General features: G+C 73.6%; 1 pseudogene. It reads left to right on the top strand.

Features of this window, described 5'->3' with window-relative positions:
- Positions 1–294: pseudogene (locus tag G6028_RS12125) on the top strand (MFS transporter); the annotation flags it as partial.
- Positions 295–518 lie beyond the last annotated feature (224 nt).

Here is a 518-nt window from a genome sequence, read left to right as displayed (position 1 = left end):
GCCGCGCCGTGGGTGTGGATCTGCCTGCTCGGTGTCGGTCCCAGCACGTTCCCCCTCTGCCTGACTCTCATCAACCTCCGCACGCGGACCCAGGCCGGATCCGCCGCCCTCTCCGGGTTCTCGCAGGGCGTCGGCTACACGGCCGCGAGCCTCGGGCCCCTCGTCTTCGGTTTCCTCCTGTCGGGTCCGGGTCTCGGCGGGGGTCTGGCGTTCCTGACGGTGGTGCTCGCGGTGATGTGCGTGGTCGGCCGGATCGCGTGTCGCCCCCGGATGCTCGAGGACACCCTGCGCTGACGCCGCCGGCGCGCCTGGCCGGATCTCCGGCCGCGGCACTGTCGTAGTGGTGTGGTCTCATCGAGCAGTGACGAAGTCCGCAGCACCGACCGCCGGAGCGCCGCACTCCTCCCGCACCGTGGAGGCCGCGCCGCTACGCCGGTGGCCGCCCGAGCTCGGTGACCTGGTCGGACGGGACTGGGGTCCCCGCGCGGTCGGCCGCCAGGACCGCTGGGTCGTGCGTG

It is taken from the genome of Dietzia cercidiphylli, assembly GCF_014145145.1.
GTDB lineage: Bacteria > Actinomycetota > Actinomycetes > Mycobacteriales > Mycobacteriaceae > Dietzia > Dietzia natronolimnaea.
Note: the sequence above shows the minus strand (reverse complement) of the source record. Positions and strands in the feature narration are given on the sequence as shown.